This window comes from Thermoplasmatales archaeon, from assembly GCA_014361195.1.
In the GTDB taxonomy this organism is placed as follows: domain Archaea; phylum Thermoplasmatota; class E2; order UBA202; family JdFR-43; genus JACIWB01.
Map to the genome: position 1 here is coordinate 1 of JACIWA010000027.1, position 857 is coordinate 857.

At 30.1% G+C, this 857-nt stretch carries 1 protein-coding gene; it reads right to left on the minus strand.

Translation table 11 applies throughout. The features are described 5' to 3' along the window. Positions 1 to 811 (minus strand): transposase (locus H5T44_06425; protein MBC7081854.1); only part of this gene is annotated, 811 nt, incomplete at its 3' end. Between the last annotated feature and the right edge of the window lie 46 nt (positions 812 to 857).

An 857-nucleotide genomic window follows, 5' to 3' on the forward strand; every position in this document is an offset into this window, starting at 1 on the left:
AAAAAATAGTCATATATGTCTGGAGGTTATGGCAAATTGCCATTCCAATTACATGTTTCCTTCTCATATCTTCTTTTTTAAATCTGGAAAATAGTAATCTTTTTGTTTCTAGTCCTCCAAAAATTCCTTCTACTATTCCTCGATTTGCTTTATATAAATCTTTTGAAAATATTTCCAATGCTTTTTTTCTTATTCCTCTTGCTCCACACCTATATTTCCTCTGTTTAATAATTGGAAGTAAACCTTTTTTAAAGCAAAAATAATAGCAGTAATAGTCATCATATCCTGCATCTGCATATAGATATTTTCCTTGAACAACATCTGTTGAAGAGAGAATATTTACTAAGCTTGGTGAATCGTAACTATAGCCTGCTCTCCATTCACCAGCTGAAATGCAAATAACACCTGCATCTGGATAATATTCCGATAAGATACTGAGTTTATCATGATTGGTTATCTTTATTTTTTTATTTCCAGATATGGCATTTCTATAGATTCTATCAAGTTTTACTCCAGTTGCATCTGCAAGATAAACAAAATCTTTGTCTCCTAATTTATCCTTTATTTTATCTCTCAATTTTTTTAAATACTTCTTTAAATATTCTTCCGGTATTCTTTCAAATGCTTTACCAAAAGTGCTATGATCTATATGCTCTCCTACTAAGACTTTTGACCATAGTTCCAGATCTCTCAAACTCATATCAAAGAATACCATCAATATATAGAGAGCTACATATTGTGTAGGTGATAATTTAAATGATCTTCCTCTTGCACTCTTTTTCTCAAATGGTTCTCCAATTTCATCAGCCAACTCTATAAGAAATTTTAATATTTTCTTAACATCAAAATCACTAAAT